At 36.8% G+C, this 16203-nt stretch carries 13 protein-coding genes; 12 read left to right on the forward strand and 1 reads right to left on the reverse strand.

What is annotated here, in order from left to right; all coding sequences use genetic code 11:
• Nucleotides 1-315 precede the first annotated feature (315 nt).
• Together acsn021_RS06375 and acsn021_RS06380 are read left to right on the forward strand one after the other, a co-directional pair.
• Entirely contained in the window at nt 316-834 is a 519-nt protein-coding gene (locus acsn021_RS06375) for an AraC family transcriptional regulator (RefSeq protein WP_184092908.1), read from the forward strand.
• A 288-nt stretch (nt 835-1122) separates the two neighbouring features.
• Nucleotides 1123-2265: a site-2 protease family protein gene (locus acsn021_RS06380; protein ID WP_184092907.1), complete on the forward strand. Its 1143-nt coding sequence runs from the start codon at nt 1123-1125 to the stop codon at nt 2263-2265.
• A gap of 119 nt (nt 2266-2384) precedes the next feature.
• Here the strand turns inward: acsn021_RS06380 and acsn021_RS06385 are convergent, their stop codons facing one another.
• Nucleotides 2385-3326: a helix-turn-helix transcriptional regulator gene (locus acsn021_RS06385; protein WP_184092906.1), complete on the reverse strand. Its 942-nt coding sequence runs from the start codon at nt 3324-3326 to the stop codon at nt 2385-2387.
• Nucleotides 3327-3424: 98 nt separating this feature from the next.
• Here acsn021_RS06385 and acsn021_RS06390 point away from each other — a divergent pair, with 98 nt between their 5' ends.
• The 10 genes from acsn021_RS06390 (at nt 3425) to acsn021_RS06440 (ending at nt 16195) form a co-directional block, all read left to right on the forward strand.
• Nucleotides 3425-4048 (forward strand): Type 1 glutamine amidotransferase-like domain-containing protein, encoded by a 624-nt coding sequence (locus acsn021_RS06390; RefSeq protein ID WP_184092905.1) that lies wholly within the window; start codon nt 3425-3427, stop codon nt 4046-4048.
• Nucleotides 4049-4249: 201 nt separating this feature from the next.
• Entirely contained in the window at nt 4250-4762 is a 513-nt protein-coding gene (locus acsn021_RS06395; RefSeq protein WP_184092904.1) for a GNAT family N-acetyltransferase, read from the forward strand.
• Nucleotides 4763-4966: 204 nt separating this feature from the next.
• Nucleotides 4967-5458 carry a pyridoxamine 5'-phosphate oxidase family protein gene (locus acsn021_RS06400; RefSeq protein WP_184092903.1) on the forward strand — a complete coding sequence of 164 codons (492 nt, stop codon included), beginning with the start codon at nt 4967-4969 and terminating at the stop codon, nt 5456-5458.
• Nucleotides 5459-6082: 624 nt separating this feature from the next.
• Complete coding sequence (locus acsn021_RS06410; RefSeq protein ID WP_184092902.1) at nt 6083-6484, forward strand: DUF2500 domain-containing protein; 402 nt, start codon at nt 6083-6085, stop codon at nt 6482-6484.
• A gap of 638 nt (nt 6485-7122) precedes the next feature.
• A complete protein-coding gene (locus acsn021_RS06415; protein WP_184092901.1) occupies nt 7123-8904 on the forward strand; it encodes a bifunctional homocysteine S-methyltransferase/methylenetetrahydrofolate reductase in 1782 nt (593 codons plus the stop codon).
• A gap of 8 nt (nt 8905-8912) precedes the next feature.
• Nucleotides 8913-9308, forward strand: coding sequence for a hypothetical protein (locus acsn021_RS06420; protein ID WP_184092900.1), 396 nt, complete (start codon nt 8913-8915; stop codon nt 9306-9308).
• 20 nt (nt 9309-9328) lie between these two features.
• Nucleotides 9329-10432 carry a metallophosphoesterase gene (locus acsn021_RS06425; protein ID WP_184092899.1) on the forward strand — a complete coding sequence of 368 codons (1104 nt, stop codon included), beginning with the start codon at nt 9329-9331 and terminating at the stop codon, nt 10430-10432.
• A 55-nt stretch (nt 10433-10487) separates the two neighbouring features.
• Nucleotides 10488-12959 (forward strand): homocysteine S-methyltransferase family protein, encoded by a 2472-nt coding sequence (locus tag acsn021_RS06430; protein WP_184092898.1) that lies wholly within the window; start codon nt 10488-10490, stop codon nt 12957-12959.
• Nucleotides 12960-13423: 464 nt separating this feature from the next.
• Complete coding sequence (locus acsn021_RS06435; protein WP_184092897.1) at nt 13424-13945, forward strand: MarR family winged helix-turn-helix transcriptional regulator; 522 nt, start codon at nt 13424-13426, stop codon at nt 13943-13945.
• A 3-nt stretch (nt 13946-13948) separates the two neighbouring features.
• Nucleotides 13949-16195, forward strand: a complete 2247-nt coding sequence (locus acsn021_RS06440) for an ABC transporter ATP-binding protein (protein ID WP_184092896.1) — start codon at nt 13949-13951, stop codon at nt 16193-16195.
• Nucleotides 16196-16203: the final 8 nt, after the last annotated feature.

Raw genomic sequence — 16203 nt, forward strand, 5'->3', positions numbered from 1 at the left:
AGTTGCCGTTGCAAATAAGACCATGTAACTACAATTCATATTTATATGTAATAGTCCTTAGAACGCAGACACTTATTGAAAGAATAGTGCAGTCCTAAACGAAAGATATATTTGGGGCTATATTTTTTTTAATGTATTTGCTATAATAAACATATCAGAGGTATAATTTTGCAATTAACAAAAGAACAGTATTATGGATATTAAGAACTCATATCAGAAAAGGTTGAATATTAATTACAAGTTCATTTTTTAAATGATGTTCTGTTCACATTCATGTTATAGGTACTAAAGTATAAAATTAAAAGTGGGGTTTTTATGGGAAATAAAATAGCATTTGAAGTACAAAATTTTAAAGCAGTCAGATTTATAGGCAGAGAAGTAATCGTAGGAAAGAAAAATCCGGTTCCGGAACTATGGAAATCGATATTGAATGATGGAACAAATGATTTTCTTCAAAGTCTTCCTGAGAGAGTATCTCCAGAGGGGGACACGATCGGATGGATGGGTGAGTACAATCCTAAGACCAAAGAATTCGTATATATTGCCGGAATATTTGCCAAGCCTGAGACAGTTGTTCCTGCTGGGTTTTCTTATCGTGATATACCAGATTGCATAATGGGAATCGGCTGGATACAAGGAAATACCTCTAATCTGGAGAAAGGTGCTCATACTAAAACAGAGAAGATAATGAAAGAGAATGGCTATGTGCCGGATTACTCAATCGTAGGAATTTCAATGGAATACTATTCCTTTGACAAATATGCAAAGATTGAAGAAGACGGTAATACTATATTTACCTTTGGATATTATTTACCGTGTAAAAAACTTGTATAGATTTTCATTGAGTAATTAATTTAGAAGTCATTATTAAACAATATTAATATGATAAAATATGAACTAAAATTAGAGCAGGCTGGTTTTTAATTGATAAACCAGTCTGTTTTTTATATACCTGAATGTATGCCAGAGCATGTTTAATAACCGAAGTATGCTTCATTAACACAGAAAGATATGCTATATAAGAGGAGACTGGAAACAAATAAAATTGTATGGTATGATTAGGTTAGTGTATAAAGAAAATGAAAAGTGACCTAAATACAAAGGAAGACAGGAGAAAATACAATGAAGACAAAAAGAAATAAAAGTAAAGGTAAGTGGGGACAATGCTTTTTGATGCTGTTTATGATGGCAATTGGAGCAATGTGGGGTTCTTATATAGCAAAGTATATAGATTATATGGAGACGGAAAAGACTATAGGAGAAATTTCCTTTTGGGTAGTATTACTTTTTCTTGGAATCTACGTGGGTAGCCTTTTGCAGATAATTATACATGAATCCGGGCATTTGTTGTTTGGCCGAATGACAGGCTATCAGTTTTCTTCCTTTCGTATTGGAAGTTTTATGTGGATAAAAGAGAATGGAACTTATAGCGTTCGCAGGCTTACCCTTGCCGGTACAGGAGGTCAGTGTCTCATGGCTCCGCCTGAAATGAAAAATGGTACATTTCCATATGTCCTATACAATATGGGCGGTTCTATTATCAATATTCTGTCGGCAGTGGTATTTGCCGGAGCCTCCTTTTTAACCAGAGACATCCCCATTGTAACAAATTTTTTTATATTGCTAGTTGTGATTGGTGTTGTCTATGGAGTTGTGAATGGTATTCCCATGAGGCTGAAAGAGATAAATAATGACGGATACAATGCCATAGCGCTCGGTAAAGACCCGGAGGCATTACGTTCATTCTGGATTCAGTTAAAATGCAGTGAACTTAGTATAAAAGGGGTGCGTGTCAAGGACATGCCCGAGGAATGGTTTAAAATACCATCACCAGAAGCCCTGAAAAACAGTATGAATGCATTTTTAGGTGTGCTTGCCTGTAGTCGCATGATGGAGCAAATGGAGTTTGAAAAGGCGGAACAGGTGATACGTGAGCTGCTACAAAGTGACACGGGGCTTGTTGGATTACACCGTAGTTTAATGACTGCTGATTTAATTTATTGCGAATTAGTTGGCGAGAACCGACCGGACAACCTTGCAGATTTGTTGAGTAAGCAGCAGAAAAAGTTTATGAAGGCTATGAAAAATTTCCCCTCAGTTCAGCGTACAGAGTACGCCTATGCCCTTATTTCTGAAAAAGACACCGTTAAAGCACAAAAGATTAAAGCTGCATTTGAAAAAACAGCAAGTAAATACCCTCATACGGGGGATATTGCCAATGAACGAGAACTAATGGTATATGCTGAGCACAAATACGGTGCTTAGCCGAATGTAAAAGTAAGGAATGCCTATATTATCAAGAATGAAGCAAATAGTATCTAGTATCAAGATAATTGAAACCATCATTATCTTGATACTGTGAATAAAGCAATATTGAGAAACCGCTATAGTAAATCTGTGTTATATCGCGCTAACATCTCTTGCAACCGTCTTTGTAACTCTGCTCGAACAGAAGCGGGTTCCAAACAAGTTAGTTTGTCCCCAAAACTCATTAGGATACCATAACCATAATCGTCGTCAATAAAATTAAAATCTATCATGAATGATCCATTTCTTAAGTCAGTAATATCATCTATTGTGCAGTAATCAAGCATTCTATCAATTACGGATGATTCAATTAATAATTTAATCTTAAATGTTTTTTTACTCATTATATCTGTAAAAGCAGAAAACGGATGTGGTAATATTCTACGGCAAAAAGTATCTGTTTCACTTTTGAGGTTGTACATTCTGCGAAGTTTAAACAATCTGAAATCCTCTTTTACGGTAGAATAACCTTGCAGATACCATTGACTATTCTTAAAAACAAGCCGGTGCGGCTCAACACCATGAAGTTTCTCCTGTCCCATATGTCCTAGGTAGGCAAAAGTTAATGTAAGCTTCTGCTCTATGGCAGATTTAATCGTATGAATCATACGGTTTGCCTCTTTGCCTCTTATCCATGAAGATAAGTCAAACATAATCTGTTCTGTTTTTATTTCAATAGCATCAGCCTGTTCTTCGGAAATAAAGCTTCTCAACTTTGCCTGTACAGTTGCAATATCTTTACCTGATAAGGCACCTTGAACAACTAAAAGACCCATTAGTATGGTGCTGATATCATCTGCTGTAAAAATACCTTTTTCTATTTTATATTGATCTATAATACGGATTCCCCCACCAATACCAGAGGTGGTTATGACTGGTATTCCGGCGGCGTTAATTGCTTCAATATCACGATAGATAGTCCGAAGTGATACTTCAAACATTTCAGACAATTCTTTACCAGTCACTTTTTTTCTTTGTAAAAGTAACATCACGATTGCAAGCATTCGTTCTAATTTCATAGTTCTGATTCCTCCAAGATTATTTTATTTGACTGACATACAGATGTCAACATTACTAGGGTATAATAGGAATGAATAATTATAGGAGGATAGGCATAATGAAAAAACTTTTTTTATCTTCATCGTTTAAAGATGTGGCAGAATTGTTTGAAGAATTCGCTTCCATGGAATTGGTAGGAAAAACAGTGACTTTTATTCCTACTGCTGCATTACACGAAAAAGTAAATTTCTATGTTAAGTCAGGCAGGAAAGCATTGGAAAAAATGGGGCTTATAGTGGAGGAACTAGAAATATCCTCAGCAACACAAGCAGAAATAGTAAATAAACTACAAAGTAATGATTTTATATATGTTTCTGGTGGAAATACTTTCTTTTTGCTTCAAGAGCTGCAAAGAGTGGGAGCCGATAAAATAATAAAGGATGAAATCGAATCAGGAAAGATTTATATTGGTGAATCTGCGGGTTCTATGATTCTTGCTCCCGACACGGAATATGTTAAAGATATGGATGATTATAAAATAGCAACAGATTTAAGTGATTTTCATGGGTTAAACATAGTTGACTTTTATCCGGTACCGCACCATAATTGCTCACCATTTCAAAAAGCAGTAGAAAGGATTATTTCAAAATATGAAGATACATTGATTTTGAAGCCTATTTCTAATTCGCAGGTAATAGAGGTTAGTGATAATGTAATAAGAATTGCTGAAATACGACTGTAATTGGGCTTGTGTTGAAGGAAATAGGATATCAAGAATCTAAAGAATAGAAAAAATGTCGGACAAAGTTTTATATGACGTGTTATACTGGGATTGTAAAAAATATTAAAGCTCTGTAGGAATCAATATGGCTTCTTATAGGAGTTATGATTGCTATCAGCGAAAAGGTTGAAGAGCCTGTTGCAAGAGCTGGAGGGATAATATATGACATTTAACGGATTAAATTTTGTTCCAATGAAAAAAGAAGATGTAGCGATTTTAACGCCGGTAATGCAACGTGCATTTGATGATGATGCTCGTCTCTTTTTTCAAACATCAACAGGTGGACCGCCTGGATATGATGACGGAAGTTTTCTTCAGAAGTGGGGAATTGAATCAGATGCTATATCTTATTGCATGCATCTTGGCGAACGAGTGATTGGTGCAATCATATTGTTTATTAACCATGAACACAAGCGCGGTTTCCTTGGTAATATTTTTATTGACAGCGACTTAATTGGAAAAGGCTATGGGTATACTGCGTGGTGCTTTGTAGAGCATACATTTCCACAAATAACTGTATGGGAAACCGAGACACCAGCGGTGTCATATCGTAACCACTGTTTTTACATAAATAAATGTGGATTTCATGTGGTTGCCGTTGATGGAGGAATGGACAGGTATGAGGCGATGTTCAAGCTTAAAAAGGTGATTAGTGAAAAAGCAAACACAATATGAAAGTATCAGTATTCTGAATCATATCTAAATACGTAGTTAAGATAAAAAAGTCTCCCGGCATGATAGGAGACTTTTTTTGGTATATTTTGCATGTTGATGGCTTTTTTAGAGTAGGCATGTTATAATACAGTTAATGGTTGTCAGATAATGTAATATTGCTTTTTGTATTGTTTTACTAAGATGAAAATGAGTAGGAGGTAAAAAATGAGCAAGTACGAAGAAGGTATAAAATTAATTGAAGAAAGGTGCGGCAACGGAAAAGATAATCTCATCTCTCTCTCAACTATTGCATTAGATCTTAACGCTGACGGAAAACCCCGTCCTTATGTACGTGATGTGAATGCTTATTATGAAGACGGCGTGTTTTACGTTGCTGCTTGGGCAGAATCGACAAAAATACAGCAGATTGCTAAAAACAAAGAGGTTGCTTTTTCAGTTTGCTGCGAGTGGTTTTCTGGAAATGGGATTGGTGAAAATCTAGGATGGGTTTTAGACCCGAAAAACGCTGAGCTAAGAACTAAACTTCGTAAGGCATTTGCTAAATGGTACGAAGACATAAGCAATGAACAGGATGAAAACTGTATTATTTTGGCGATTCGTATCACAAGAGGTACGGTAATTAAAGACCATGGTGCGGTGTGTTACAATTTGGACTTTGTGAATAAAGTAGAGACGGAAGAAGGAAAAATCAGATAAGATATAGAACTTATCTAATATACTTACCAGAAAAATATGCTATACGATATATCGGAAAGCATATTTAGAAAACCAGAAAAAGTCTATCAATTTAGTTTATATCCATGTACACATAAAATCTACTATAACAGCAAAGAATATAGGTAACAAAAGGAAAGGAAGCAATCTTTGCATTGGTAAATATGGATAAATCAAAACATGAAAAACTACAACAAAAGAAAGAGAACGAAAGGTTTAATAATAGCACGAATAAAAACAAAGTAGAGAATCAAAACCAGACGCACAACGTTGTGCAGGAAGGTATTGGACCTATTAATCAAAAAAGATAAGGATGATTGAACAATTTTAATTTTTTGTGAGTTGAATAAGAAGCATCTGTATGAATTATGCAGAGGCTTCTTATTTTTGGTTGTACTATATAATTTTAATTTGTTTGTAATTTCCATAATCGCTAAATTTGTGATATAATAAGTGTAATAAACAATTAATTATCTATTTGCTTCGTATCGCAAGATTGTTTGCGATGTGCATGGTAGATTCGTGTGAAAATAAAAACCATTTTCACATCCAAATTCGTGCCTGTGGTTCAAAGTTTGCAGGTAGCAGAAAGGGTATGGAGATTATATGACAGGATTTAACAATGTGGGCTTTGGCTTTCCAAATTTTTTATTTGCATTTATACCTATGATTGTATTTTTTGGATTTATATTTGTATTTGGGATGATGATTTATTCTCTAGTTCAAAAAGCAAAGATAGAAAATAAAAATAACAAATCACCAATATTATCCGTAGAGGCGAAGGTGGTTACAAAGAGAACGGATGTCACGCATCATAATCATAACAATATGAATAATAATACTATGCATCATAGCTCTTCCACCAGATACTATGTGACGTTTCAGGTTGATAGTGGGGACCGAATAGAATTTGCAGTATCCGGCAATGAATACGGTATGCTTGTGGAGCAGGATATGGGCAAATTAACCTTCCAGGGGACTAGATATCTGGGGTTTGCAATTACTTAGAAACACGCAGTAAACGAATAGTAGTAATGAAAATGAAACGATATGTTCTATCTTTTAATCGGAAGAAACTTTAAAGGATACATCCTGACTAGTCTGTGTGCAATGCATATAGCACTCGCGCTATTGCATTAAAGCACACAGATAGGAGTTTAAGATAGAAGGTATTGTTTTTTAGTATAGGATAGGTTTTCTTCCATTCTTTCTTCATATGTAAAAAATCTTGGTATAGTCTATACCTATTATTCCCTATAGGAAAAGAGTATATTGCATAATTATTAATTCCAAAGTAAGAGTTGACAGTTTTTATACAGTCGTTATTGTATGCTTTTATTGTGTGATGCAGTATTTTAAGGTGTTTTGGTGTTGCAAAAACAAATTTGACAGATAATATATACATTTATATTGAATGCATAAAGTTAATTCGTGAAGTAATTATGCGTAAAAATGAATAAATAATTACAAACGTTATAAAATATCCTTTTATTTTATACATTTTCTTGTTATGATAGTAGACATAATAAAAAAATCAAGTATAATAAGTTAAAATAAATAGTTCAAGTCGTAAGTCAAGAGAGTAAAGAAATAGAGAATAAGAGCTAGTATCGCTGGTACATCTGCGATATGCAATGGGGGAAACCATGAGAATTCAGGATTATCTAAAGGAACATAAATTAATAACCGATGGTGCAATGGGTACCTATTATGCAAAACTGCTTAACAATGAAACTGCAGTTTCTGAGTATGCCAACCTGACCGAACCGGAAGTTGTTATACATATTCATAAAGAGTATATCAAGGCAGGTGCAGAACTGATAAGAACTAATTCCTTTGCAGCGAATCAACAGACTTTAAAGGTAAATAAGAAGGAGCAGAAAGCTATTATACAGTCAGCATACAAGCTTGCAAAGCAGGCAGTAGAAGAATCCGGCAAGGAGGTTTATATTGCCTGTGATATAGGTCCCATTCCGGAGAACGGAGACAGAGCAGAAGAGGAAATAGCAGCGGAATACAAGTTAATTTGTGACGCCTTTTTACAGGAGAAACCAGATATTTTTATTTTTGAAACCTTCTCTGATTTTTTCTACCTTAAGAATTTAATAGCATATATAAAGGAAAGGGCCCCGGAGGTTTTTATTATAACAAATTTTACTCTCAACAAAAATGGTTATACAGGCAAAGGAATCAGTGCCAAGGTTTTATTAGAAACCATAGCAGATACCGAGGGTATTGATGCAGGAGGCTTTAACTGTGGCATCGGTTCCGGTCATATGTTCCATATTCTGAAAAAGCTAAGATTCCCTGACGGGAAGTATATAGTATCGGCACCCAATGCCGGATATCCGGAACAGTTTAAAAACCGTATGATATTTATGGATAACGAGGGCTACTTTGAAGGTAATATGCAGCGAATCGTTGATTTAGGTGTGGATATAATCGGGGGGTGCTGTGGTACTACACCAGATTATATTAAAAAGATAGCGGATAATATTGATTTAAAGGAAGAGGAAAGGGGAATCCGCTTTCGATTTTTAGAAGATGATACCAAAGAACTTACCTATGAAAAAAATGATTTCTATAGTCTTTTTACGAGAAATAAAAAAGTGGTGGCAGTGGAACTCGACCCGCCCTTTGATGCGAAAGATGATTCTATAATTGCTTGTGCCCACAAACTAAAGGCCAGTGGTGCACATATTATTACCATGGCGGATTCTCCTATGGGAAGAAGCAGAGTAGATTCCATATTAATGAGTGTCAAGCTTATGCGGGAGACAGGAATATCTGTTATGCCTCATGTGTGCTGCCGCGATAAAAATATGATAGCTATGCGTTCTGGTTTGCTGGGAGCTTATATTAATGGTGTCAGAAATATTTTAGTGGTTACCGGTGACCCGATACCTAGTGAACAAAGACAATCAACTACCGGGGTCTTCGATTATAATTCCATGCAGTTGATGAACTATATAAATGAAATGAATCGAGAGCACTTTTTAGATGATCCCATATTCTTTGGAGGAGCCTTAAATTACGGCAGAGGACCAGTTGATAAAGTGATTGAAAGAATGAAGAAAAAAATACAGGCGGGCGCAGGATACTTTATGACCCAGCCCATCTTTGCAGATGAAGATGTGGACAGGATACGCTATATTAAGAGTAAGGTAAATACGAAGATATTGTGCGGAATTATGCCACTAGTTAGCTACCGTAATGCTAACTTTATAAAGAACGAAATTACAGGAATACATGTACCGGACTGGGTGGTAGAACGCTACCACCCTGATATGTCCAAGGAAGAAGCTGAGAGGGTAGCAGCTTTAATAGCCAATGAAATTATTGAAAAGTTAAGCCCTTTTGCAGATGGTTATTATTTTATGTTACCTTTTAACAGAGTAAGTTTGATGGATAAAATAGTAATCAAATAGGAGTATGTATGAAGCAGATATTAAGGGAAAAACTTATTGTCCGAGAATCCTTTGCCATGGCGTTTCAAGGAGGAGAAATATGGTTTGAACAATTGGATGCCCTTTCCATATACAAAGAACTTGTTATGGAAAAATTCCAAAAGGACATGGAAATCATAAAACGGCCATCTACTACAGGACTTATTGCTATTAATCTGAATGAAACAGAAGTAGATACAGATATGATACAGCAGATACTAGGTAATTTGGCAGGCGTATCAAACCTACAGAAAGTGGTATTTGTAGGACTAAGCAATATGATAAAACGATATCTAAAACGATGGTTTTCGCAAACTCCGGTTTCATTTGTCTGCAATTGTATCGATGATTATGAGAAAGCGAAACTTTGGCTGGTAGGCCGTTAGAGTATAGCAGGAGGTAGAATATGCGGGCAAAATTACAAGAACTCTTAATTGGTAAAGGCAGACGTGTTCTTGCTATTAGCGACATACATGGAAATCTGTCAGGGTTGCAAAGGCTATTAGAAAAAGTTAAGTTCAACGAAAAGGATATACTTTTTATTGTAGGAGATATTGTGGAAAAAGGGCCGAATAGTTTAAAGACGCTTCGCTATATTATGGAGCTCCAAAAAAAATACGAAGTATATGCTGTCTGCGGTAATTGCGATGATACAGCAAGGAAATTGGATCAAAGGGAAAATCATTCCCGGTTACTTACCTATCTGCTTTGGCGGGAGAAGTCGTTACTTAATGAGATGTGTAAGGAGATATCCATAACACTTACCAAAGACTCTGATATAGAAGAGACCTGTAAGTCGATAAAGCAGCATTTTAAGGCTGAGATAGAATGGCTTGCAGAGCTGCCGGATATCATAGAGACGGAAAATTTTATATTTGTACATGGAGGTTTAGTTTCTGAGAATCTTACAGAGCAGGATGCAGAACTGGTAAAGAAGCAAAAAAGTTTCTTAGAGAGTGAGCTTTCTTTTCATAAATATGTTATAGTAGGGCATTGGCCGGTTGCTTTGTATGCGAAAGGCAAACCGGATTGCAGTCCGATTGTAAATCGAGAGAGAAAAATTATTAGTATTGATGGTGGGAATGTATTGAAACGGGATGGGCAGCTCAATGTTTTCATCATACCGGACATAAGTTCTGAAGAATTTACACATACAAGTACCGATGATTTTCCAGCTGGAGTGGTTCATAAGGACCAGGAGGAAAGCAAGAGTTGCTTTACAATACCTTGGATAGATAATCAGATTGAAGTACTAAAAGAGGAGGAAGAGTTCTCAGAGTGCCGGCACATAACAAGTGGTTATACTATGTGGGTGCCAGGAAAATACATCTTCAAAGACAAAGAGGGTTTAACGCGCTGTGAAGACACAACGGATTACCGAATCGGAGTACGGCAAGGAGAACAGGTAAGGATAGTAGAGACTTTCAAAGATAGATATTTAGTAAAAAAAGATGGCGTTACAGGCTGGTACTATGGAGGAATTGAGAGAGTTCAAAAAAGAATTCTTTAACCTTTTCAACATCCTAATTAGTATAGGTCCAAGTGTACGCAGATAGGAGCTTACTATGACAAAAGCAGATTTTCTTAAAATGGTTCAAGAGAAGATTGTATTATTAGACGGTGCCACAGGCAGTAATATGCAAAAAAACGGAATGCCCACCGGAGTATGCCCGGAAAAATGGATTCTTGATAATCCGCAGGTGTTAATTGATTTACAAAAGGGATATGTAGAGGCAGGAACTGATATCTTGTATGCGCCAACTTTCACCAGCAGCCGGATAAAGCTTGAAGAATATGGACTGGCTGAGGATATTGAGGATATGAACAGGGGATTGGTAAAATTATCAAAGAAGGCGGTGGCAGAAGCAGATATACCGGCAGAACGTAAAGTTTATATAGCCGCTGACCTTACCATGACCGGCAGACAGCTTTATCCCATTGGAGATTTGAAGTTCGAAGAGCTGGTTGATGTCTATAAAGAGCAGATTGCTTATATTCTCATGGAAGGTGTGGATTTGTTCGTTATTGAAACTATGATGAGTTTACAGGAATGTAGAGCTGCTGTTTTGGCAGTAAAAGAAACCTGCGATTTGCCGGTTATGGTAACCCTGACCTTTAATGACAATAACAGAACTCTTTATGGAACGGATCCGGTAACGGCAGTTACCGTACTACAAAATATGGGAGTAGATGCTGTGGGAGTAAACTGTTCCACTGGGCCGGAAAAAATGTGTGAAGTAGTTGCAGCCATGAAAGCCTATGCCACAGTTCCAATTATAGCAAAGCCTAATGCAGGGCTTCCTGTATTAAAAGATAATGAAACTGTATTTAGTATGGGCCCGGAAGAATTCGCTAAAAAGGCTGCCAAACTGGTTGAAGCAGGTGCAAGTATTGTGGGCGGCTGTTGCGGTACTACTATCAAACATATAAAGCTATTAGAGAAAGCAGTTGCAACTTATAAGCCACATGTACTTTCATCAAGAAAGAAACGTATTCTAACAACGGAAAGGCGCAGCCTAAAACTGGATATTGACGGACGCTTTATGATACTTGGGGAGCGAATTAATCCTACCGGTAAAAAAGCCCTCCAAGAGGAATTAAAGGCTGACTGTCTGAATATGGTAGTTGATATGGCAAAGGAGCAGGAAGAGAATGGTGCCGATATTTTAGATGTGAATATGGGCATGAACGGTATTGATGAAAAGGAAATGATGGTTAAGGTAGTGAATGAATTGACAGCTGTTACCGAACTACCTCTTAGTATTGATTCAAGCCATATCAGTGTAATCGAAGCTGCGCTTCGTATTTATCCCGGCAGAGCATTAATCAATTCCATATCGTTAGAAAAAGGTAAGATGGAAAAACTTCTTCCCGTTGCAAAAAAATATGGAGCAATGTTTATTCTACTTCCACTTTCTGAAAAAGGTCTGCCAAAAGATTTGAATGAGAAAAAAGAAATTATTAATACCATTGTAAAAGCAGCAACGGATATTGGACTTTCCAAGGAAGATATTGTTGTTGATGGGCTGGTTAATACGGTGGGTGCCAATAAAGCAGCTGCGTTAGAGACGATGGAGACCATTCGTTACTGCAAGGAAGAACTGGAATTGGCTACCGTTGTTGGTTTATCAAATATTTCTTTTGGTTTACCCGAACGGCAGTATATAAACAGCACCTTTTTAGCGTTTGCCATTCAGGCAGGACTAACGATGGCTATAGCCAATCCCTCTCAGGATTTGCTAATGAACACCGCTTTTGCGTCTGATCTATTAAAAGGAAAAGAGGATGCGGACTTAAGGTATATAAACCGGGTAACATCACGGCCTACTGTGACTGTAGGAAAAGCAGTGCCTACTGCTAAAGGTACTTTATCTGATTTGTCAGGGGCCCGCGAGATTAATCTTGAAGGTACAGATTTGTTAGTATTTGATAGTGTGGTGAAAGGAAATAAAAGAAATATTCTGCAATATGTAAAACAATCCTTAGAGGAAGGGAGGGAACCCTCCTTTATACTGGATAACCTTTTGATACCTGGTATTAACAAGGTCGGACAGTTATTTGATAAACAAATTTACTTCCTGCCTCAGTTAATATCCTCAGCCGAGGCGATGAAGATTGCCATAGAGCATCTGGAACCCTTATTGAAGAAAGGGGATAAAGAAAAAAAGCTGGCAACCGTTGTAATTGCTACAGTTTCCGGTGATGTACATGATATTGGTAAGAATCTGGTGGTACTAATGCTAAAGAATTACGGTTTCCACGTAATCGACCTTGGCAAGGATGTACCCTCTGAGAAGATTATTGAAACTGCTATGTCTGAAAATGCAGATATTATTGCCTTATCCGCACTGATGACTACTACAATGCTTGAGATGAAACAGGTCATTGCCCTAAAAAAAGAGTCTGGATTAAAAGCTAAGATAATCATTGGAGGAGCTGTTATAACCCAAAGTTATGCAGATGAAATTGGCGCAGACGGGTTTGCTGCCGATGCCGGAGAAACAGTTACCTTAGTAAAAAGACTATTGAATTTGTAACAAAGCTTGTTTGATTTACATCAAAAAGGAATGAGAGAAGAAGCTTTGGATTTTCCTAACGAATCAGTTGAATCATAAATGCCAGTTGAGTATGCAAATAACGTACAATATTTGTTCGATTTAGCATACCCAACTGGCATTTTGTTTTGAAACAGATGGAAAATAATAGAGATAAAGTGGGAACATTTTATTTAATTATTAAAATCTTATAAACGAAACATTATAAATCACTAAATTGATAAAAAAATGATTGACTTTAAGAAAAACGAAATTATAATAATAGTTGAACTGTTCAACTATTGAAGTGGTGAACAGTTTGTTTATTACTAAAAATGGTTTAAATTGCAAAGAAGGGGGAAAATATAAAAAATCAAGTAAACATAGAAACGGGACGAAACGGTTTATCAGTATGAATGGATGCTTGTAAGACAGCATCATGGAGGTAAAAGGAAAGGAGGAACAGGATGGATATAGAACTAACCCGTGAATTTGTCACTGTTTTAGGTAAAGTAAAAAAACTATTTCACAAAAATAAGCCCCAAGGTACGGTTCATTCAGGAGAATTCATGATGTTAGGTGCCATTAGCCATTGCATGGAGGATATCCTAGAAAGTAACCCGGATGCTCCAGGTGTAATGGTAAGTGAATTAGTGGAACGAACCCACTCCTCTAAGTCAGCTGCTTCCAAAATGTTAAGAACACTAGAGGAAAAAGGATACACAGAAAGAGTAACGGATAATAAGGACCGCAGAGTAGTTTATGTTAAGTTAAGCGAAAGCGGTGAAAAAATTTTACAGAATGCTTTTGAACATTTGCAGAATTTTGTAGATAAGACATTAAAAAAACTGGGTGAGGAAGATGGACGGGAGTTTGTCAGGATATTAAATAAATTCTACCAGATTTTATACGATGAAATGAAAGAGCAATATTGTGAAGGGCATCAGGAAAATCAAAATTTACAAAAGACAGAAACAGAAAGGAGTTAAGGAATGCTCAAAATAATCAGACTATTGAAAGCATCCATCGGGTCATTAATCATAGTAATTGCCTTACTGGCTTTACAGGCTTATTGTGATTTAGCATTGCCCTCCTATACCTCAGATATTGTGGATATAGGAATTCAGCAAGGCGGAGTAACCAGTGCGGTACCCGATGTTATACGAGAATCTCAGTTAAAGTATTTAATGTATATGCTTGATAACAAGGAGCAGGAAACTGTTCAGAATTCTTATAAATATATTAGTAAAGAAGAGGTCTCACCTTCTGAATACGAGGAGTATCTGAAAGAATGTCCAATTCTGGCAGAAGAAAATATCTATGTACTCAATACAAAAGATAAAGAGACCATAGGTGAATTAGAGGCAATTATGGCGAGAGCCTTTTTAATTGTCAGCTCATTGCAGACAGAATCTGAGCAAATGGCAGAATTAAAACAAAAGCTATCAGAGGGATTGCCGGCAGAAATGGCATCTTTAAAGGTGATAGACATAATCACCATGCTTCCTAAAGAACAAGCCGAACCCATAATAGCGTCCATAGAGGATACTTTTAGCCAGATGCCGGAAACAATCGTAAAGCAGGCTTCCTTAAAAGCTGTAAAGACAGAGTATGAGTTAATAGGGATGGATACGGCTTCCATTCAGTCTGACTATATTGTCAGAACAGGATTAAAAATGCTTGGCCTTGCCTTAATAGCTATGATTTCTACTATATTAGTTGGTTATCTGTCTGCACGCATTGCAGCAGGACTTGGCAAGGATGCCAGAAGCCAGGTATTTAAAAAAGTCGTTGGTTTTTCTAATACGGAATTCGACCGCTTTTCAACCGCATCTCTAATTACAAGAAGTACCAATGATATACAACAAATACAAACGACACTTGTTTTTATGATTCGAATTGTATTTTACGCACCAATTCTAGCAATTGGAGGAATTATTAAAGCATTAAATACTAATATTTCCATGAGCTGGGTAATTGGGGTTGCTGTATTTGGAATTCTAGGTTTGGTTGGTACATTATTTACGATAGCTATGCCTAAATTTAAACTGATGCAGAAGTTAGTGGATCGCCTGAATCTGGTAACCCGTGAAATCTTAACCGGCTTATCTGTAATCCGTGCGTTCAGTAAAGAAAAACAAGAAGAAAAGCGATTTGATGTTGCGAATACAGAATTGACCCGTACCAACTTATTTGTTAACCGTGTTATGACTTTTATGATGCCTCTTATGATGTTTATTATGAATGGTATAACCGTGTTGATTATCTGGAGTGGTGCCAATGGAATTGACCAGGGCAGCATGCAGGTTGGTGATATGATGGCATTTATACAATATACCATGCAGATTATTATGTCCTTCTTAATGCTTTCCATTATTTCCATTATGCTTCCAAGAGCGTCTGTTTCCGCAAACCGTATTGTAGAGGTTCTGGATACCGATTTGTCCATTCATGACCCGGATAATACACAAAGCTTATTGCCCGCAAAAAAAGGCTATGTGGAGTTTGAGAATGTATCCTTCCGTTATCCCAAAGCAGAGGATGATGTTTTATCAAATATTAGCTTTACGGCGAAGCCAGGTGAAACAACAGCGATTATAGGAAGTACAGGAAGCGGTAAATCCACGCTGGTGCATTTAATACCAAGATTTTACGATGTAACAGAAGGCAGTATTAAAGTAGACGGTGTTGATATCAGGAATGTCAGCCAGAATGATTTAAGAGATAAACTTGGCTTTGTACCTCAAAAGGGTGTATTGTTCTCTGGTACCATTGATTCCAACATACGTTATGGAAAACAGGATGCCACAACGGAGGAAATCTTAAAGGCAGCAAGAATTGCGCAGGCAGAAGATTTTATTAATGAAAAAGAAGAAAAATACGATACAGCAATTTCGCAAGGCGGTACGAATGTGTCCGGTGGTCAGAAACAAAGACTATCCATTGCCCGTGCCATTGCCAAAGACCCTGAAATCTATATCTTTGATGATAGTTTTTCTGCACTGGATTATAAGACCGATATCAAGTTAAGAAAAGCTCTAAAAGATGAAATTGGAGACAGTACAGTTATAATTGTGGCTCAGCGAATCAATACCATAATACATGCAGAACAAATATTGGTTTTGGATGAGGGAAAGATTGTGGGAATGGGAACGCATGAAGAGTTACTGAAAAATTGTGAGGTTTATAAGCAGATTGCCTTATCCCAGCTTTCAAAGGAGGAATTGGCTTATGAGTAATGAAAAGA

The sequence above is a fragment of the Anaerocolumna cellulosilytica genome (genome assembly GCF_014218335.1).
GTDB classification, from domain to species: Bacteria; Bacillota; Clostridia; order Lachnospirales; family Lachnospiraceae; genus Anaerocolumna; species Anaerocolumna cellulosilytica.

Excerpts from the sequence above, each read along its gene's own strand:
- acsn021_RS06375 (WP_184092908.1), top strand. The coding sequence starts at position 316 with ATGGGAAATAAAATAGCATTTGAAGTACAAAATTTTAAAGCAGTCAGA.
- acsn021_RS06380 (WP_184092907.1), top strand. The coding sequence starts at position 1,123 with ATGAAGACAAAAAGAAATAAAAGTAAAGGTAAGTGGGGACAATGCTTT.
- acsn021_RS06385 (WP_184092906.1), bottom strand. The coding sequence starts at position 3,326 with ATGAAATTAGAACGAATGCTTGCAATCGTGATGTTACTTTTACAAAGA.
- acsn021_RS06390 (WP_184092905.1), top strand. The coding sequence starts at position 3,425 with ATGAAAAAACTTTTTTTATCTTCATCGTTTAAAGATGTGGCAGAATTG.
- acsn021_RS06395 (WP_184092904.1), top strand. The coding sequence starts at position 4,250 with ATGACATTTAACGGATTAAATTTTGTTCCAATGAAAAAAGAAGATGTA.
- acsn021_RS06400 (WP_184092903.1), top strand. The coding sequence starts at position 4,967 with ATGAGCAAGTACGAAGAAGGTATAAAATTAATTGAAGAAAGGTGCGGC.
- acsn021_RS06410 (WP_184092902.1), top strand. The coding sequence starts at position 6,083 with ATGACAGGATTTAACAATGTGGGCTTTGGCTTTCCAAATTTTTTATTT.
- acsn021_RS06415 (WP_184092901.1), top strand. The coding sequence starts at position 7,123 with ATGAGAATTCAGGATTATCTAAAGGAACATAAATTAATAACCGATGGT.
- acsn021_RS06420 (WP_184092900.1), top strand. The coding sequence starts at position 8,913 with ATGAAGCAGATATTAAGGGAAAAACTTATTGTCCGAGAATCCTTTGCC.
- acsn021_RS06425 (WP_184092899.1), top strand. The coding sequence starts at position 9,329 with ATGCGGGCAAAATTACAAGAACTCTTAATTGGTAAAGGCAGACGTGTT.
- acsn021_RS06430 (WP_184092898.1), top strand. The coding sequence starts at position 10,488 with ATGACAAAAGCAGATTTTCTTAAAATGGTTCAAGAGAAGATTGTATTA.
- acsn021_RS06435 (WP_184092897.1), top strand. The coding sequence starts at position 13,424 with ATGGATATAGAACTAACCCGTGAATTTGTCACTGTTTTAGGTAAAGTA.
- acsn021_RS06440 (WP_184092896.1), top strand. The coding sequence starts at position 13,949 with ATGCTCAAAATAATCAGACTATTGAAAGCATCCATCGGGTCATTAATC.